The 14947-nt window shown below is 73.4% G+C and carries 15 protein-coding genes; 3 read left to right on the top strand and 12 right to left on the bottom strand.

What is annotated here, in order from left to right:
• Positions 1-5: 5 nt before the first annotated feature.
• The 8 genes from OZ948_14080 to lexA all read right to left on the bottom strand — a co-directional run bounded on the left by OZ948_14080 (position 6) and on the right by lexA (position 8222).
• Positions 6-2129 (bottom strand): hypothetical protein, encoded by a 2124-nt coding sequence (locus OZ948_14080; GenBank protein MEB2345855.1) that lies wholly within the window; start codon positions 2127-2129, stop codon positions 6-8.
• The gene (locus OZ948_14075; GenBank protein ID MEB2345854.1) at positions 2126-2983 is read right to left on the bottom strand and encodes a class I SAM-dependent methyltransferase; all 858 of its coding nucleotides are present in this window, start codon (positions 2981-2983) and stop codon (positions 2126-2128) included. The genes OZ948_14080 and OZ948_14075 overlap by 4 nt, the downstream gene beginning before the upstream one ends.
• Positions 2980-3942 carry a glycosyltransferase family 2 protein gene (locus OZ948_14070; protein ID MEB2345853.1) on the bottom strand — a complete coding sequence of 321 codons (963 nt, stop codon included), beginning with the start codon at positions 3940-3942 and terminating at the stop codon, positions 2980-2982. Before OZ948_14070 ends, OZ948_14075 begins: the two co-directional genes overlap by 4 nt.
• A 179-nt stretch (positions 3943-4121) precedes the next feature.
• On the bottom strand, positions 4122-5672 hold the full coding sequence (locus OZ948_14065; protein MEB2345852.1) for an RNA polymerase sigma factor RpoD/SigA: 1551 nt from the start codon (positions 5670-5672) through the stop codon (positions 4122-4124).
• 508 nt (positions 5673-6180) lie between these two features.
• Positions 6181-6762: a GTP cyclohydrolase I FolE gene (gene folE, locus OZ948_14060; protein ID MEB2345851.1), complete on the bottom strand. Its 582-nt coding sequence runs from the start codon at positions 6760-6762 to the stop codon at positions 6181-6183.
• Positions 6759-7166, bottom strand: a complete 408-nt coding sequence (locus OZ948_14055) for a 6-carboxytetrahydropterin synthase (GenBank protein MEB2345850.1) — start codon at positions 7164-7166, stop codon at positions 6759-6761. The genes folE and OZ948_14055 overlap by 4 nt, the downstream gene beginning before the upstream one ends.
• A gap of 5 nt (positions 7167-7171) precedes the next feature.
• Positions 7172-7612 (bottom strand): 6-carboxytetrahydropterin synthase, encoded by a 441-nt coding sequence (locus OZ948_14050; protein ID MEB2345849.1) that lies wholly within the window; start codon positions 7610-7612, stop codon positions 7172-7174.
• A 7-nt stretch (positions 7613-7619) separates the two neighbouring features.
• Entirely contained in the window at positions 7620-8222 is a 603-nt protein-coding gene (lexA, locus tag OZ948_14045) for a transcriptional repressor LexA (GenBank protein ID MEB2345848.1), read from the bottom strand.
• 264 nt (positions 8223-8486) lie between these two features.
• Between lexA and groES the strand changes: the two genes are divergently transcribed.
• The 3 genes from groES to OZ948_14030 all read left to right on the top strand — a co-directional run bounded on the left by groES (position 8487) and on the right by OZ948_14030 (position 11884).
• Entirely contained in the window at positions 8487-8774 is a 288-nt protein-coding gene (gene groES / locus OZ948_14040; protein ID MEB2345847.1) for a co-chaperone GroES, read from the top strand.
• Between the two features lie 15 nt (positions 8775-8789).
• Positions 8790-10427: a chaperonin GroEL gene (gene groL / locus OZ948_14035; protein MEB2345846.1), complete on the top strand. Its 1638-nt coding sequence runs from the start codon at positions 8790-8792 to the stop codon at positions 10425-10427.
• Positions 10428-10552: 125 nt separating this feature from the next.
• Positions 10553-11884, top strand: coding sequence for a hypothetical protein (locus OZ948_14030; protein MEB2345845.1), 1332 nt, complete (start codon positions 10553-10555; stop codon positions 11882-11884).
• A gap of 20 nt (positions 11885-11904) precedes the next feature.
• Here OZ948_14030 and OZ948_14025 read toward each other — a convergent pair whose 3' ends face one another.
• The 4 genes from OZ948_14025 to OZ948_14010 all read right to left on the bottom strand — a co-directional run bounded on the left by OZ948_14025 (position 11905) and on the right by OZ948_14010 (position 14946).
• The gene (locus tag OZ948_14025; GenBank protein ID MEB2345844.1) at positions 11905-12129 is read right to left on the bottom strand and encodes an NFYB/HAP3 family transcription factor subunit; all 225 of its coding nucleotides are present in this window, start codon (positions 12127-12129) and stop codon (positions 11905-11907) included.
• An 81-nt stretch (positions 12130-12210) separates the two neighbouring features.
• Positions 12211-13605, bottom strand: coding sequence for a nickel pincer cofactor biosynthesis protein LarC (gene larC / locus OZ948_14020; protein MEB2345843.1), 1395 nt, complete (start codon positions 13603-13605; stop codon positions 12211-12213).
• Positions 13577-14326, bottom strand: coding sequence for a nickel pincer cofactor biosynthesis protein LarB (gene larB / locus OZ948_14015; GenBank protein MEB2345842.1), 750 nt, complete (start codon positions 14324-14326; stop codon positions 13577-13579). Before larB ends, larC begins: the two co-directional genes overlap by 29 nt.
• 44 nt (positions 14327-14370) lie before the next feature.
• Positions 14371-14946 (bottom strand): chemotaxis protein CheC, encoded by a 576-nt coding sequence (locus OZ948_14010; protein ID MEB2345841.1) that lies wholly within the window; start codon positions 14944-14946, stop codon positions 14371-14373.
• Position 14947 lies beyond the last annotated feature (1 nt).

Raw genomic sequence — 14947 nt, 5'->3', positions numbered from 1 at the left:
GGTGGTTAGCGCCGGCTCGCGACCGCGAGCGCCGCCGCGAGGGCGAGCCCCGCTACCGCCCCCGCAGCGACACCGAGCCGGAACGAGCGCGGTCGGTAGCGCCACTCGACCACGCTCTCGCCCGCGGGCACCTGCACCCCACGCAGCGCGGTGTCGGCACGCAGGACCTCGGCGGTTTCGCCATCCACGGTGACCTGCCAGCCCGGAAACCAGGCGTCAGCCAGCACGAGGATCCCTGCCGCGCGACCGCGGGTGCGCACGACGACGCGCTCGGGATCGTCCCGCTCGATGCGGGCCCAGCCGCTCGGGTCCGGGCCGTCTCGCGCCGACCCCGCGGTCCCTAGCGCGGGGAAGGGATCGAGCAACACGGTGGTGCGCAGGTCGAAGTCCGGTGCGAGCAGGCGCTCGAGCGCAGCCTGCGGGTCGGGAGGCTCGGCCTCGGCCCACGCGGCGCGCCAGGCGCGCGCCAGGGCGTGGGGGTTCTCGAACAGGCGCGGTGCGCGAGTCCCCGCCGGCACCAGCCGCCAGTCCGCCTCGAGCCAGGCGGGCGGCCGGGCCAGCACCGCGAAGCGGACCGCCAGGAGATCGAGCAACGCGGCCCGTTCGGGTGTCGCCGGCAGCCGGGGGGTACCCGCGTACGGGGCACCGAAGACGGGCCGCACCACGCCGGGGTCGCCCGCCACGACGCCGGCGTCGCCGGTCCCGAGGAACTGCACGAAGCGGCTCGTCGTCGCGAGCGAGAGCGGCTCGAGGTCCTGGAGCACGCGGATCCCCGCCGCCTGGCCCAGGCGGTCGGTGCCGAAGCCGAGCCACAGGCTGCGGCTCGCGGCGTGCTCGGGCTTCTCGACCACCGCGAGCAGCGGCCCGAGGCGCTCGGGAGGGGGCGCCTCGCGGCGCGGGAAGCGACGCGTCGGAGCGGCGTAGGCGCGCAGCATCGGGGCAGCCTCGACGAGCACGGCGGCGGCGCACAGGCCGGCGGCGGCAACCCGGCGCACACGGCCGGCACGAGCGACGAGCCGCGAGATCCCGACCCCCGCGCACACCGCCAGGGCCAGACTCGTCACGAGCCGGTAGCGGAACGGGAAGCGGAAGTCGCCGAGCAGCGGCAGCCCGCGCAGGGCGTCGTACACCGGCAGGTGGCCCGGGAAGGACGCGGCGAGCCCCGCCAGTCCGGCGAGCAGGAGGACCGCCGCGCGCCCCCGGCCCGGGCCGGCCAGGACCACCGCCGCCAGCGCCAGCACCGGCGCCGCCAGACCGGGAGTGACGGCGCTGGTCCCGCTCGCGAGCAGGTGTTGCAGGACGGGCCCGGGGTCGTGCGTCGCCAGCTCCGCACCAGCGGTCGCCGGATCGAGGGTGCCGGGAGCGCGGGCGCTGTGCGCCAGGAGCTCGAGCGAGGGCGCGAGCTGCGGGGCAGCGAGCCCGGCGGCGGCGAGCGCCCCGCCCGCCAGGGCGGCCAGCGCAGACGCCGGGAGCCGCCGCTCCCGCCAGGCCCGGGCCCCCAGAACGGCGCCGGCGAGGGCCGTGCCGACCAGCGCGGTCATCGCGACGGTGTAGGGCCAACCCACCAGGACCTGCATCGCGAGGGCGAGCGCGAAGCCGGCGGCGCGCCCGGGCGAGGGCCGCTCGGCCACGCGCAGGGTGGCAGCGAGCACCACGGGCATCCACGCGGCGGTGTAGAGCGTCGGCGGCGTCCACATCGACGACCAGAGCTGGAGCGAGCCCGCGTGGAGCAGCCCCGCGCTGGCAGCGCCCCACGGTCCGGCGCCGCACGCGCGCGCCAGCACGAGCGCACCCACCGCTGCCAGCGCCAGATGCGCGGCGGCGAGCCACGTGAAGGCGCCCTGTGACGGGAGAACCAGATGGAGCGCGTTCGGCGGGTAGAGGACACCGGCCTGGAGCGTCGCGAGAAACGGGCCGCCCAGCTGCTGGTAGGGATTCCAGAGCGGCAGCTCGCCGGCCTGCAGCCGGGCGGCCGCGTAGACCGCATTCGGGCGGTAGTACGAGAAGAAGTCATAGACGAGCGGCGGCCGCTCGGCCTCGAGCTCCGGGCTCGAAGGGGTGGTGGCGCCCACGAGCCAGAGACCGGCGGCGAGCGCGCCCACCACGATCGTCGCCAGGGCGCGCCTCATGCCGCCTCGCGCTCGGCGTGCACCGTGACGACGTCGAAGAGGTTCACCGGCAGGGAGAGCCCGGCGCCGGGGAAGCGCAGCGGGCGCTGCGCCGTACGCCCGAGCAGCGACTTGCGCAGCCGCTCCACCAGGTAGCCGATCGGGTAGCGCGCGCCCTCGGCACGCATCCCGATCACGCGCAGGCCGTGGGCGGCGAGCAGCCTGCGCAGCCCGTCACGGCTGTAGAAGAAGAGGTGCTCGGGCAGCGTGTAGAGGTGCCAGCGCCGGCCGGACACCCGTGCGACGAGGCTTCCGACGTCACCGGTGGTGAGGGCGAGCCGGCCGCCCGGGCGCAGCACGCGCGCCACCTCGGCGATCGCCGCATGGGGTGCCGCGAGGTGCTCGAGTACGTCCCAGAGCGTCACCGCGTCGAAGCTGCCATCGCGAAACGGTGCGCGCTGCGCATTTCCCACCGCGATGCCGCCGGGGCCCGTCACCGGCGCGGCCCGGGCCGCCGCCGCGAGCGAGAGCTCGAGCCCCACCGCGCACCAGCCGGCGCGGCGCGCCTCCGCCACCGCGAAGCCGTAGGCCGGCCCGAGGTCGAGCAGCCGCGCGCCCGGCCGCCCGGGCGGGCCGAGCGCACCCAGCCGCCGTGCGAAGGTCGCCCGCAGGGCGCCCTCGAGCGAGGCGTAGTCGTCGTAGCCGGCGGCGTGGTCCGCTCCCTCGAAGTAGCGGGCGCCATAGAGGGCGCCCGGGTCGAAGTCGGGGCCCGGCTGCCAGAAGCCGGTGCCACACGCGGCGCAGGAGAGGATCTCGATCCCGTCCTTGCGCAGCCGTGGCGCCGCCCCCGGCGCACGGCATACCGGACAGCTCACGGCCACTCCACGCCCTCGACCCGGTCGATCACGTAGCGGGGCCGGTGCTTGACCTCCTCGTAGATGCGCCCCACGTACTCGCTCACCACACCGAGCGAGAGCAGCTGCACGCCGCCGAAGACCAGCACCAGCACCACCAGCGACGTCCAGCCGCTGGCTTCGACCCGGCCGGTGGCGTGGGCCACGAGGGCGAAGAGCCCGAAGAGCAGGCCCAGCACGGCGGTCGCGGCGCCGAGCATCCCGATCGCGCGCAGCGGCAGCACCGAGAACGAGACCAGGCCGTCGAGCGCGAGGCGCAGCATGGGCCGCAGCCGGTATTTGCTGCGGCCCGCGAAGCGAGCCTGCTCCTCGTACCAGACGCGCGCCTCGGCGAAGCCCAGCCACGGCACGAGGCCGCGCATGAACACGAAGTGCTCCTCGAGGCCGAGCAGCGCGTCCACCACACGCCGGTCGAGCAACCGGAAGTCGGCGCCGGAGGGCACGATCGGCGTGCGGCTGACCCGGTTCATGAGGCCGTAGAAGGAGCGGCTCGCCCGCTCCTTCCAGCCCGGCGGGCGCTCCTCCTGGGCCCGTCGCACCGCCTGCACCACGTCCGCCCCGGCGCGCCAGGCCTCGACCAGCGCGGGGATCCGCTCGGGTGGATGCTGGAGGTCCCCATCGAGCGTCACGACGGCGTCCCCGCGCGCGAAGCGTAGCCCGGCGCTGAGCGCGGCCTGGTGGCCGAAGGAGCGGGTGAAGCGGATCGTCTTGACGTCGGCGTCGGCTGCGCGCAGCGCCGCGAGGCGCGCGGGTGTCGCATCGCGGCTGCCGTCGTCGACGAAGAGCAGCTCGCCGCGCACGCCGGCGCTCTCCCACCCTGCCCGCACGCGGCGGGCGAGCTCGACGACGCAGTCCTCCTCGTCGAGCACGGGTACGACCACGGAGACCAGCGGCTGGGCGGGGCGGGCGGGAGCAGGCATCGCGCGGAACTCTACCCCGCATCTCCCGCCCGGCGTGCCGGGCTCACGCCGGCCCGGGCGCAGCCGGCGGGACGGAGGCGCCTGCGCCGCAGCCGGAGCCCGGATCCGAGCGCCAGCGGAGAGCGGAAGGGCGCGCCCGCGCTCTCCCGCTCTCCGGATGCCAAGCGCCGGCGACCTCGCTAGGCAGCGGCGTCGGGCGTGACGAACGAGCGCAGGCGCTCGCCCTGCTCGGACGCGCGCAGCTTGGCCAGCGCGCGTGCCTCGAGCTGGCGCACGCGCTCGCGCGACAGTCCGAGCTTGGCGCCGATCTCCTCGAGCGTGTGCTCCTTCTCGCCGCTCATGCCGAATCGCCAGCGCAGGATGTTCTGCTCGCGGGAAGAGAGCAGCGCGATCCCGTCGGCGGTCTCGCGCTCCAGGCGCACGTGGTCGAGCCCCTCCATCGGCGACACCGCGTCGGGGTCCTTCACGTAGTCCTTGACCTGCTTGGTGTCGGTCCCGCGGACCTCCGCCTCCAGGCTCACCGGCTCGCGGGTCATGCGCTGGAGCTGCTCGATCTGGTCGGCGGTGGTCTTCAGCGCCTTGGCCAGGTCGACCGGCGTCGGCTCGCGGCCGAGGCGGGTCTCGAGCTCCGCGTACGCGCGGTGGTACTTGAGCAGCGTGTCGTGCACGTGGCTCGGGATCCGGATCGTGCGCGAGTGGTTCTGGATCGCCCGGATGAAGGCCTGGCGGATCCACCACACGGCGTAGGTCGAGAACTTGTGGCCGCGGTGGTAGTCGAACTTCTCGACGGCCCGGATCAGCCCGAGGTTCCCCTCCTGGATCAGGTCCTGGAAGGTGATCCCCATGTTCCGGAAGTCCTTCGCGATCGCGACCACCAGCTTCAGGTTGTGCTGCACGAAGGTGTTCTTCACCTCCATGAGGCGATGCCAGGAGTCCTCGATCCCGCGCATGCGCTGCAGGAACGGCTCCGCCTCCACACCGACCTGGACCTCGAGCGCCGCAAGTCGCTCGCGCGCAGCCCTCACCCGCTGGGCGCGATCGGCGCCCTTGCGGGCCTCGGCCGATGCGAGGTCACGCTGCGCGCGCTGCAGCTCGCGCCGGACCTCGAGCAGGCGGAGCCGGATCCGGCCCAGGATCTGCATCGACAGGTCGGCATCGTCGAGCGCGCGGCCGAGCTTGCGGTCGAGCCGCTCCAGCGCCGCCGCGGCCTCCTTGCTGCGGCGCCCGCCGGTGCCGACGGTGGCCTGCCGCTGCCCGAGCAGCTTCTCGACGCGTGCCAGCGCCTCGTCGACCTTGGCCGTGAGGTCCTCGCCGTCCGGCGAGCCGGAGCCGAAGGACTCCGACATCTTGCCGGTCACGCGCTCCTCGGCCTTCAGCTCGCGCCAGATCCCGATCACCTCGTCCGCGACCATCGGGATCGAGCGCATGCCCTGGCGGAAGGCCAGCGTCGACGCCTCGATCTCCTTGGCGAGCAGGACCTCGTGGTCCTTGGTCAGCGTCGGGATCGACGCGATGTCGCGGAAGTACGAGACGAGCGCGCTGCGCTCGCGATCGCGCACGTCTTCCCCGGCGCGCGCCACGGTCCAACGGGCCGCGTGCGCGACCAGTTGATCGACGGTGGCGATGGCGCTGAAGTCCGTCTCGGCCCCGAGCTCATCCCGGGCCTTCGTCTGGCGGCGCTGCTTGATGGCACCACCGAGTCCTTTGCGCGGCGTCCGCTGCGCGTTCATTTCCCTTCGATTCCTCCGAGTTCGACGCTCCGGCGTCCCTCGTTCGCCGCCGGAAGCTCCGGTCCCGCCTTCGCGCCTGCGCCGGGTCTGTCCCGGACGGGGCCGAGGTGCAGGCCGATGGTGTCACCACGTGGCGTCGGTCGATGCCGCGCGGCATGGGCTCATCTGACTAGGTGGGCGGTCTCGCTCGCGCGAGGACGGATCGCATCGACGTCGATCTGCCGACCGACCCTGCCTCGAAGGCCCCCCTCGAGGACCCTCCTCTGACGCGCCGAGTCGAAAGCCGATTCGGCGATCACACCTCGTGCGTCACACCTCGCAACCGGCGCCGCCGGTCGCTCGATCCGGCCGATCTAGTCGGAAGTCCAGCGTCTCCAACCACCCTGGGCGCGGGGCGCATGATAGTTGCGATCCGATCTTTGGCAAGCACGAATTTACACCGCGCGTCAACGAATTCCCCAGTCGCGGATAGACGATTACCCCTAGGGGATCCCATTCCGGGAGGCTGCTACGCGAAGGCCTGTTTGTTGTGGCGGATCAGCTCCATGAACTCCGCGCGGGTCTTGGGATCGTCCGAGAACACTCCCCGCAGGGAGCTCGTGATGGCAAAGGCGTTCTGCTGCTCCACGCCCCGCATCATCATGCAGAGGTGGATCGCCTCGGCGACGACCGCGATCCCCTTCGGCCGCAGCACCGTCTCGAGCGCGCTCGCGATGTCGGTCGTGAGCCGCTCCTGCACCTGCAGCCGCCGCGCGAACATCCCGACCATGCGCGGCAGCTTCGAGAGCCCGACGATCCGGCCGTCCGGGATGTAGGCGACGTGCACGCGCCCGAAGAACGGCAGCAGGTGGTGCTCGCAGAGGCTGTAGAACGCGATGTCCTTGACCAGGACCATCTCGTCGTAGCCCTCCTCGAACACCGCGTTGTTGAGGATCGCGATCGGGTCCTGTTCGTAGCCGCTGGTCAGGAAGCGCCACGAGCGCGCCACGCGGCCGGGCGTCCGGAGGAGCCCCTCCCGCCCGGGGTCCTCTCCGAGCTCCCGGAGCATCGACGCCACCAACCCTTCGATCGGATCCCGCTCTGCGCTCAAGGTTCCTCTCCACATTCGAAGGCGTTCCGGCGCGTCTCCTCGAGACGGATGCGCGCGAGCCGCGCCGCCCCGCGCTCGGCCAGCGCCGCGCCGAGCTCCCGGCGCACGGCGAGCGCGATGTTCTCCGCGGTCGGTACCGCCACGGCGAACCACGGGTCTTCGTTCAGGAGCCGGTGCCCGAGCCGGTCGAGCACCCGCTCGCGCACGAGCGCGTCGAGCTCCGCCACGGGCACGATCGCGCCCGTGCGCGGGTCGAGCGGGCCGGTCACGGTGACCTCGAGCCCGTAGTCGTGCCCGTGGCCGCTCGGGTGGGCGCACTTGCCGTAGATCCGGCGGTTCTCGGCCTCCGAGAAGCGCTCGTTGCGCAGCACGTGGGCAGCGGGAAAGCGGTAGCGGCGGGTCAAGGCGATCAGGGCACAGGCTCCGGCGCCCGGACGTCGACCCACAGGTCGTCGTCCTGGCGCAGGCGCAGGCCGTGGAGGAGCCCGCCGAGCGCCGCGCGCAGCAGCTCGTGGATCACGAGGGCGAAGCGCTCCGGGGTCGGCGGCTGCTTCTCGAACCACGGTGTGTCGCGGTTCAGGTCCCGGTGGTCGAAGCGGGCGACGATCTCGCGCTCGAGCACGCCCTTCAGCTCCTTCAGGTCGATCACCATTCCCGTGGCGGGGTCGGGGGTCCCCTCGATCGTGACCTCGAGCCGGTAGTTGTGGCCGTGCTGGCGCGCGGCCGGGCCGAAGAGCGCGAGGCTCTCCTCCTCCGACAACCCCGGCAGCGCGTAGCGGAGCGACGCGGAGAAGTCGACGGCGCGGGTGAGCCGGACGCGGCGGTCCTCGGCCGGGGCTCGGGGGTCCACGGGAACCCTAGTAGCGCCGCAGCAGCGCACGCACCACGCCGCGGATCTCGACGTCGCGGGCAGGCGCCTCGATCGGCTTCATCCGGGCGTTGGCCGGGAGCAGCCGCACCGTCGCACCCCGGCGCTGGAAGCGCTTCAGGGTCGCTTCCTCCCCGCGCAGCACCGCGACCACGGTGTCGCCGTCGCGCGCCTCGGCGCGGCGCTCGACCACCACGGTGTCGCCGTCGCGGATCTGCTCGTCGATCATCGAGTCGCCGCGCACGCGCAGGGCGAAGCAGGCGTCGGGCCGCCGGACCAGCCCGGCGGGTACGGCGACGCGCTCCTCGATCTCGATCGGCTCGATCGGAGTCCCGGCGGCGACCGTCCCCAGGAGCGGCAGGGTCACCTGGGGAACCCCCTCCTCGCCGGCCGGCTCGAGCGAGCGCGCGCGGTTCCAGGACTTGCGCAGCCAGCCCTTCCCGACGAGCTGGTGGACGTGCTTGTGGACGGTCGCCACCGACGACAGCCCGAAGCGCGCCCCGATCTCCTCGAGGCTCGGCGAGTAGCCCTGCTCGTCGATGAACGCGCACACGAAGTCGTAGATCTCGCGCTGGCGGCGGGTCAGGGCCATCGCACCTCCGACGAAAACGAGGCGAAAGCTAGCGAAGCCTCCCTTGCCCCGCCGGAGGACCGCTCGTTAGACTCGGCCCGCGCTGGCACTCGCCCGGCGTGAGTGCCAGGACCCGCCGGCAACGGCGACCCCGTCCGCGACCCGTACCGGACCCCGTCCGGGACAAGGACCCCGCAGCAGCGCGGCTCCCGGGCTCTCGGGCGGGGTGCGACTTCGGACCCGAGCTGGGGCCCCCTTTCGGGTGGCCCGGGAGACAAGGAGGCCATGAAGGTCCAACCGCTGCACGACCGCATCCTCGTCAAGCGCATCGACGAGGAGCAGAAGACCAAGGGCGGCATCATCATCCCCGACACGGCCAAGGAGAAGCCGCAGGAGGGCAAGGTGGTGGCCGTCGGCAAGGGCAAGGTGCTCGACGACGGCAAGCTCCAGGAGCTCGCCGTGAAGAAGGGCGACAAGATCCTGTTCAGCAAGTACGCCGGCACCGAGATCAAGCTGGAAGGCGACGAACACATCATCATCCGCGAGGACGACGTCCTCGCCATCCTCGAGTAGGAAGGCCCCCACACCATGGCAGCCAAGGAGATCCGTTACGAGCAGGACGCGCGCGCGAAGATCCTCGCGGGCGTGAACGGGCTCGCGAACGCGGTGCGCGTGACGCTCGGCCCCAAGGGCCGCAACGTCATCATCGAGAAGAGCTTCGGCTCGCCCACGGTCACCAAGGACGGCGTCACCGTCGCCAAGGAGATCGAGTTCGAGGACAAGTTCGAGAACATGGGCGCGCAGATGGTGCGCGAGGTGGCCTCGAAGACCTCGGACGTGGCGGGCGACGGCACCACCACCGCGACGGTGCTGGCCCAGGCGATCTTCCGCGAGGGCAGCAAGCTCGTGGTCGCCGGCATGAACCCGATGGAGCTCAAGCGCGGCATCGACAAGAGCGTCGAGGCGATCAGCGCCGAGCTCAAGAAGATGTCGAAGCCGACCCGCGACCAGAGCGAGATCGCCCAGGTGGGCACGATCTCGGCCAACGGCGACGAGACGATCGGCAAGATGATCGCCGAGGCGATGGAGAAGGTCGGCAAGGAGGGCGTGATCACCGTCGAGGAGGCCAAGTCGATGGACTCGACCCTCGAGGTGGTCGAGGGCATGCAGTTCGACCGCGGCTACCTCTCGCCCTACTTCGTGACCGATCCCGAGCGCATGGAGGTGGTGCTCGAGGAGCCGCTGATCCTCCTGCACGAGAAGAAGATCTCGAGCATGAAGGACCTGCTGCCGGTGCTCGAGCAGGTGGCCCGCCAGGGCCGGCCGCTGCTGATCGTCGCCGAGGAGGTCGAGGGCGAGGCGCTCGCGACGCTCGTGGTGAACAAGATCCGCGGCACGCTGGCCGCCGCTGCCGTCAAGGCACCCGGCTTCGGCGACCGCCGCAAGGCGATGCTCCAGGACATGGCCATCCTGACGGGCGGCCAGGTGATCGCCGAGGAGCTCGGCCTCAAGCTCGAGAACGTGACCCTCAAGGACCTCGGCAAGGCCAAGAAGATCGTCATCGACAAGGACAACACGACGATCATCGACGGCGCCGGCACCCGCAAGGACATCGAGGGGCGCACCAACGAGATCCGCAAGCAGATCGAGGAGACGACCTCGGACTACGACCGGGAGAAGCTCCAGGAGCGGCTCGCGAAGCTCGTGGGTGGGGTCGCGGTGATCAAGGTCGGTGCGGCCACCGAGAGCGAGATGAAGGAGAAGAAGGCGCGCGTCGAGGATGCGCTCCACGCGACACGCGCGGCCGTCGAGGAAGGCATCGTCCCCGGCGGCGGGGTCGCGCTCCTGCGCGCCCAGGCCACGCTCGGCGACCTCGAGGGCAAGTTCGACGAGGAGCAGCGGGCGGGGCTCAACATCGTGCGCCGCGCGGTCGAGGAGCCGCTGCGCATGATCAGCCAGAACGCCGGGATCGACGGCTCGATCGTGGTGGAGAAGGTGAAGAACGCCAAGGGCGCCTTCGGCTTCAACGCCGCGACCGAGGAGTACGAGGACCTGGTGAAGGCCGGCGTGATCGACCCGACCAAGGTGGTGCGCTCGGCGCTGCAGAACGCCGCGTCGGTGGCCTCGCTGCTGCTGACCACCGAGGCGATGATCGCCGAGAAGCCGAAGGAGGAGAGCCACTCCCACGGCGGCCCCGGCGGCATGGGCGGCATGCCGCCGATGTAGCCCGGCCCGTTCCGGACGACGCCCTGGGCCCCGGTGCCAAGCATGGCACCGGGGCCCTTCTCGTCCGTGGGGGCGGCTCAAGCGGCGCCGGCGTCGGGCCGAATCGACGCCGGGAGGGACCGGGCGTGGCGCAGGCGGAAGAGCTCCGTCGCCAGCAGATCCTCCAGCGCCGCTTCCAGGCGATGGGGCTCGAGGCTGGCCTGCTCGCGGGCGGCCGCTCGCTGCTCGTCACCCTGCCCGTCGGGCCGGAGCCGTTCGAGACGCCGCAGGGAGCGCGGCGCCTGCGCGCCCTGCGTTTCTACACGGTCGGGCACGACCGGATCAAGTGCCTGGCGCCGCTCGCGCTCTTCCACGTGCCGCTCGTCCGGATCCTCGACTGCGAGAACGCCCGCCAGCTCGAGGCCCGGGTGCGCACCGCATGGCGCGAGCGCATGCACGGGCTCGCCCGCACCCGTCGCTGGCTCGACGGACTCGGCGTGACGGCCGAGGCCCCCGCCGGCGCCCCGCAGTGGAGCTTCCCGCTCGGCCTCGAGGACGCGCGCGCGCGCGGCCTCGCGATCGAGCCGCACCAGGTGGTGCTGCCTTCGCGCGGGCCGCTCTCGGGGATGGTGCTGACGGGCGCCGAGGAGCGCGTCTTCGAGCCCGACCGCGGCTGCAGCACGGCCATCGACCTGGAGCTCGCGGTGACGGCGCGGCTCGAGGCGCTGGCGCGCGAGAAGCGCCGGGACCGGCCGCGCCGGATCGATGCGGATCTGCCCGCACCGCGGCTCGTCCGGCTGGTCCCCGCGCTGGTCGTGGGGGCACGCCTCGCCGCGGACCGCGCGTTGCACGAGGCACTGCGCCGGCGCGGCTTCACGGTCGAGTCGGCGCGCGGAGCAAGCGAGGCGATGCAGGCCTTCCGCGAGCGGACCTTCGAGGTCGTGCTCGCCGAGGCGCGGCTAGACCGTGGCGACGGCAGCGAGCTGATCCCGGCGCTGCGCGAGCTGCCGGGCATCCTCGACGTCCCGGTCGCCCTCGTGGACGATCGCCCGCGCGAGGGCCGCCGCAGCGCCGCCGACGCGGCCGGCGCCGCTGCCTACTGGGCGGGCCCGCTCGAAGGTCCTGCGGCGGCGGATGCGCTGGCCGAGATCGCCGCCACCGACCGGCGGCGCTTCGCGCGCTACGAGCAGGCGCTCTCGATCTCCTGGGCCGGCTGCCCCGCGCCCGGCGTCACCGCAAGCGTCGGACGCGGCGGCGTCTTCCTGCGGACGCCCGCGCCGGCGCTGGTGCGGCAGCGCTTCGCCTTCCACCTGCCTGACCACGGCGCCACGCTCCAGGTCGATGCCGAGCCGATCTACCGGCTGCCGGCGGCGGCGCTCGGTCCGGACGGCTTCGGGCTGCGCTTCTGCGGCTTCGAGCCGGGGGCGGAGCGGACCTGGATCGACTACCTCGCAGAGGTGGCGACGCCGGCGGCCTGAGCTCCCTACGAGCGGGGCGTCTAGTAACCGGGTGACTCCAGCTTCTGGCGCGCCTTGGCGATGTCGTGGTCCATGATCGTCTTGCGCTTGTCGGCGACGGCGAGCGCCTGCGCCTCCTGGGCGAGGCGCGCGAGGTAGCCCTCGGCCGCCTCGACGGCCTTGTCGATCGCCGGCCCCGACACGCGCAGCTCACCGCCGTGCTTGGTGAGCAAGCGCTTCACGACCGCGTTGGGCAGATCCCCCATCTACCGACCTCCTGGGTTTCCTGGGTGGCTCGAGCAGCCGCTCGGGAGCGGCACGATCGTAGGAGCCACGGCTCGGCCTTGTCAACGCTGGCGGCGACGCGGCCGGCTCCCGGTGTCGGGAGCTCGCGCGGCCTCCTCGGCCGCCCGGACCACCTCGCGCAGCGGTGCGCCGGCCCGCCGGGCTGCCCGTTTGCAATCCTCGTACTCGGCCGAGGGCGTGGCCCGGCCGCCGGCGTCCCGCACCACCTTGACCCGGATCGGGCCGAAGGGCGTCACGACGCGGCGTTCCTCCCGCGCGAGGACGATCCGGTCGGATTCGCTGACGCGCACCCCCAGGGTCGTGGACTCGGCGAAGAGCACCCGGGCCAGCGCCTCCCGCTCGGCCGGCCGGGCGATCACCCGGACCGCGAAGCCGGGACGGTTCTTCTTCATCTGCAGGTGCTGGAGCGCGACGTCGAGCGCACCGGCCTCGAAGAGCCGCTCCATGAGGTACTCGAAGTGCTCGGGATTGAGATCGTCGATGTGACACTCGAGGAGGACGACCCGATCGACGCTGGCCCCCGATCCGCGGCCGAGCACGGCGCGCAGCACGTTGGGGAGCCCGCCGGCCCGGTCGTTGCCCGCGCCGAGGCCGATCCTCTCGATCGTCATCGCCGGCAGCTCGCGGAACTCGTCGACCAGCGTACGCGCGAGCGCGGCCCCGGTCGGCGTCACCGTCTCCCAGGCGAGGTGCGCCGGCGCGACCGGGATCCCGCGCAGGAGCTCGAGCGTGGCCGGCGCCGGCAGCGGCAGCCGGCCGTGCTCGGTCTCGACGGTGCCGTGCCCGAGCGGGAGCGGCGTACAGGTGACCCGCCCGACGCCGAGCCGCGTGAGGCCGATCGCGGCGCCGGTGACGTCGACGATCGCGTCCACCGCGCCGACCTCGTGGAAGTGGACCTGTTCGACAGCGATACCGTGTACCCTGGCCTCCGCCTCGGCCAGCGCGGCGAAGGCCGCGAGGGAGCGCGCGCGCACCTCCGGCGCGAGATGCGCGCGCTCGAGCAGGCGGCGGATCTCGGTGTAGCGCCGGCCTCCGCCGTGCGCCGCGGCGCGAGGACGCACGCGCACGGAGCCGGGCTCGTGAGCGCCGGCGTGCGCGGGATCAGCGCCGTGCGGATGCGGGTGCGGGCGGGAGGCGGAGCTCCGCGCGACCGCCCGGCGGCCGCCGGAGCGCGGGCGCGGCACGCGCACGTCCACCCAGCGCGCCACCAGCGCTCCGCGCCGCACGCGGCGCGAGACCATCTGGAACGGCACGCCGAGGCCGCCGAGGTCGGCGATCAGCGTGCGCTGCGGCAGCCCGAGCTCGAGCAGGGCGCCGAGCAGCATGTTGCCCGCGAGGCCCGAGAACGCGTCGAGGTGGAGCAGGCGGCCCGCAGCGGGCGCCGCGCCCGCCGGCGGGACGCGCCGCTCAGAGCCGGTTGACGAGCGTTGCGACATGCGCGGCCCCGAAGCCGTTGTCGATGTTGACCACGCACACGTTCGAGGCGCAGCTCGTGAGCATGCCGAGCAGGGCCGCGATCCCCCCGAACGACGCGCCGTAGCCGACGCTGGTCGGCACCGCGATCACCGGCTTGTCGACGAGCCCGCCCACGACCGAGGGCAGCGCCCCTTCCATGCCCGCCACCACGATCAGCACCCGGGCCTGGCGGAGCAGCGTCGAGGACGCCAGCAGGCGGTGCAGGCCGGCCACGCCGACGTCCGCAAGCAGCTCGACGCGATTGCCGTAGCGCCGGGCCACGCCGGCCGCCTCTGCCGCCACCGGCAGGTCCGAGGTGCCGGCCGACACCACCAGCACGAGCCCCTTGCCGACCACCGGCACCTGCGCGGGCCCGTACCAGAGCAGCCGGCCGGCCGCGTCGTGCTCGCCGCCCGGAAGCTGCGCGCAGACCCGTGCCGCGGTGTCGGGCTCGACGCGCGTCACCAGCACCGAGAGCCCGGCGTCGCGCTGCACCCGCACGACCTCGGTGATCTGCTCCGCGCTCTTCCCCGGCCCGTAGACGACCTCCGGCAGGCCCTGGCGGAGCGCGCGATGGGTGTCGACCCGCGCGTGCGCGGTCTCGACGAAGGGCATCTGCGCGAGGCGCTCGAGTGCCTCCTCGGCGCCCACCTCGCCACTCCGCACCTGCGCGAGCAGCGCGCGCAGCCGATCGCGGTCCAAGCCGACCTCCCGCGCCGTCCCCGCACCCGGGGAGGCGGACGGTATCAGAGGTCGGGAGGAGGCGCCTCGGACGGGAAGGGCGCGGGAACCCAGACCAGCAGCGAGCGCAGCCCTCCCGCGCCGTCGACCAGCCGCGACTCGATCCGCACCGGCTCGCCGCGCGCCTGGCGCGCGCCGAGCACGGCGCCGGCGCCCTCCTCCGCGAGCACCGGCAGCGAGGGCAGCACGCGATCGCCGATCAGGTCGGCCACCGCCGAGAGTGCGTGCGACGCGAGCATGTTGCCGACCTCGCGGAGCGCCGACTCGGCCTCCTCCGAGTGCGGGTCGGGATCGCCGAGCAGCGCCAGGAGCAGCGACTCGCGCGCGCGCTGCGGGAAGAGCACGCCGAAGGTCCCGCCGATCGCCCCCTCCACCGCGAAGAACACGCCCGAGGTGCTCGCCGCCAGCGCCCCCCCCGCCTCCTCGCCGCGGCGCACCACCCGCACGCGCGGCGGGTCCATCCACACCGTGCAGCCGAGCAGCCGCGCGAGCGCGCCGGCGGCGTGTCCCGCACCGACGTTCGCGAGCTCGCACAACCGGTCGAGCTCGCTGCGGATGCGTTCGGCCTCGGTGGCGTCCATT

Source organism: Deltaproteobacteria bacterium, from assembly GCA_035063765.1.
In the GTDB taxonomy this organism is placed as follows: Bacteria; Myxococcota_A; UBA9160; order UBA9160; family PR03; genus CAADGG01.
This window is presented reverse-complemented; position numbering and strand designations above follow the sequence as displayed.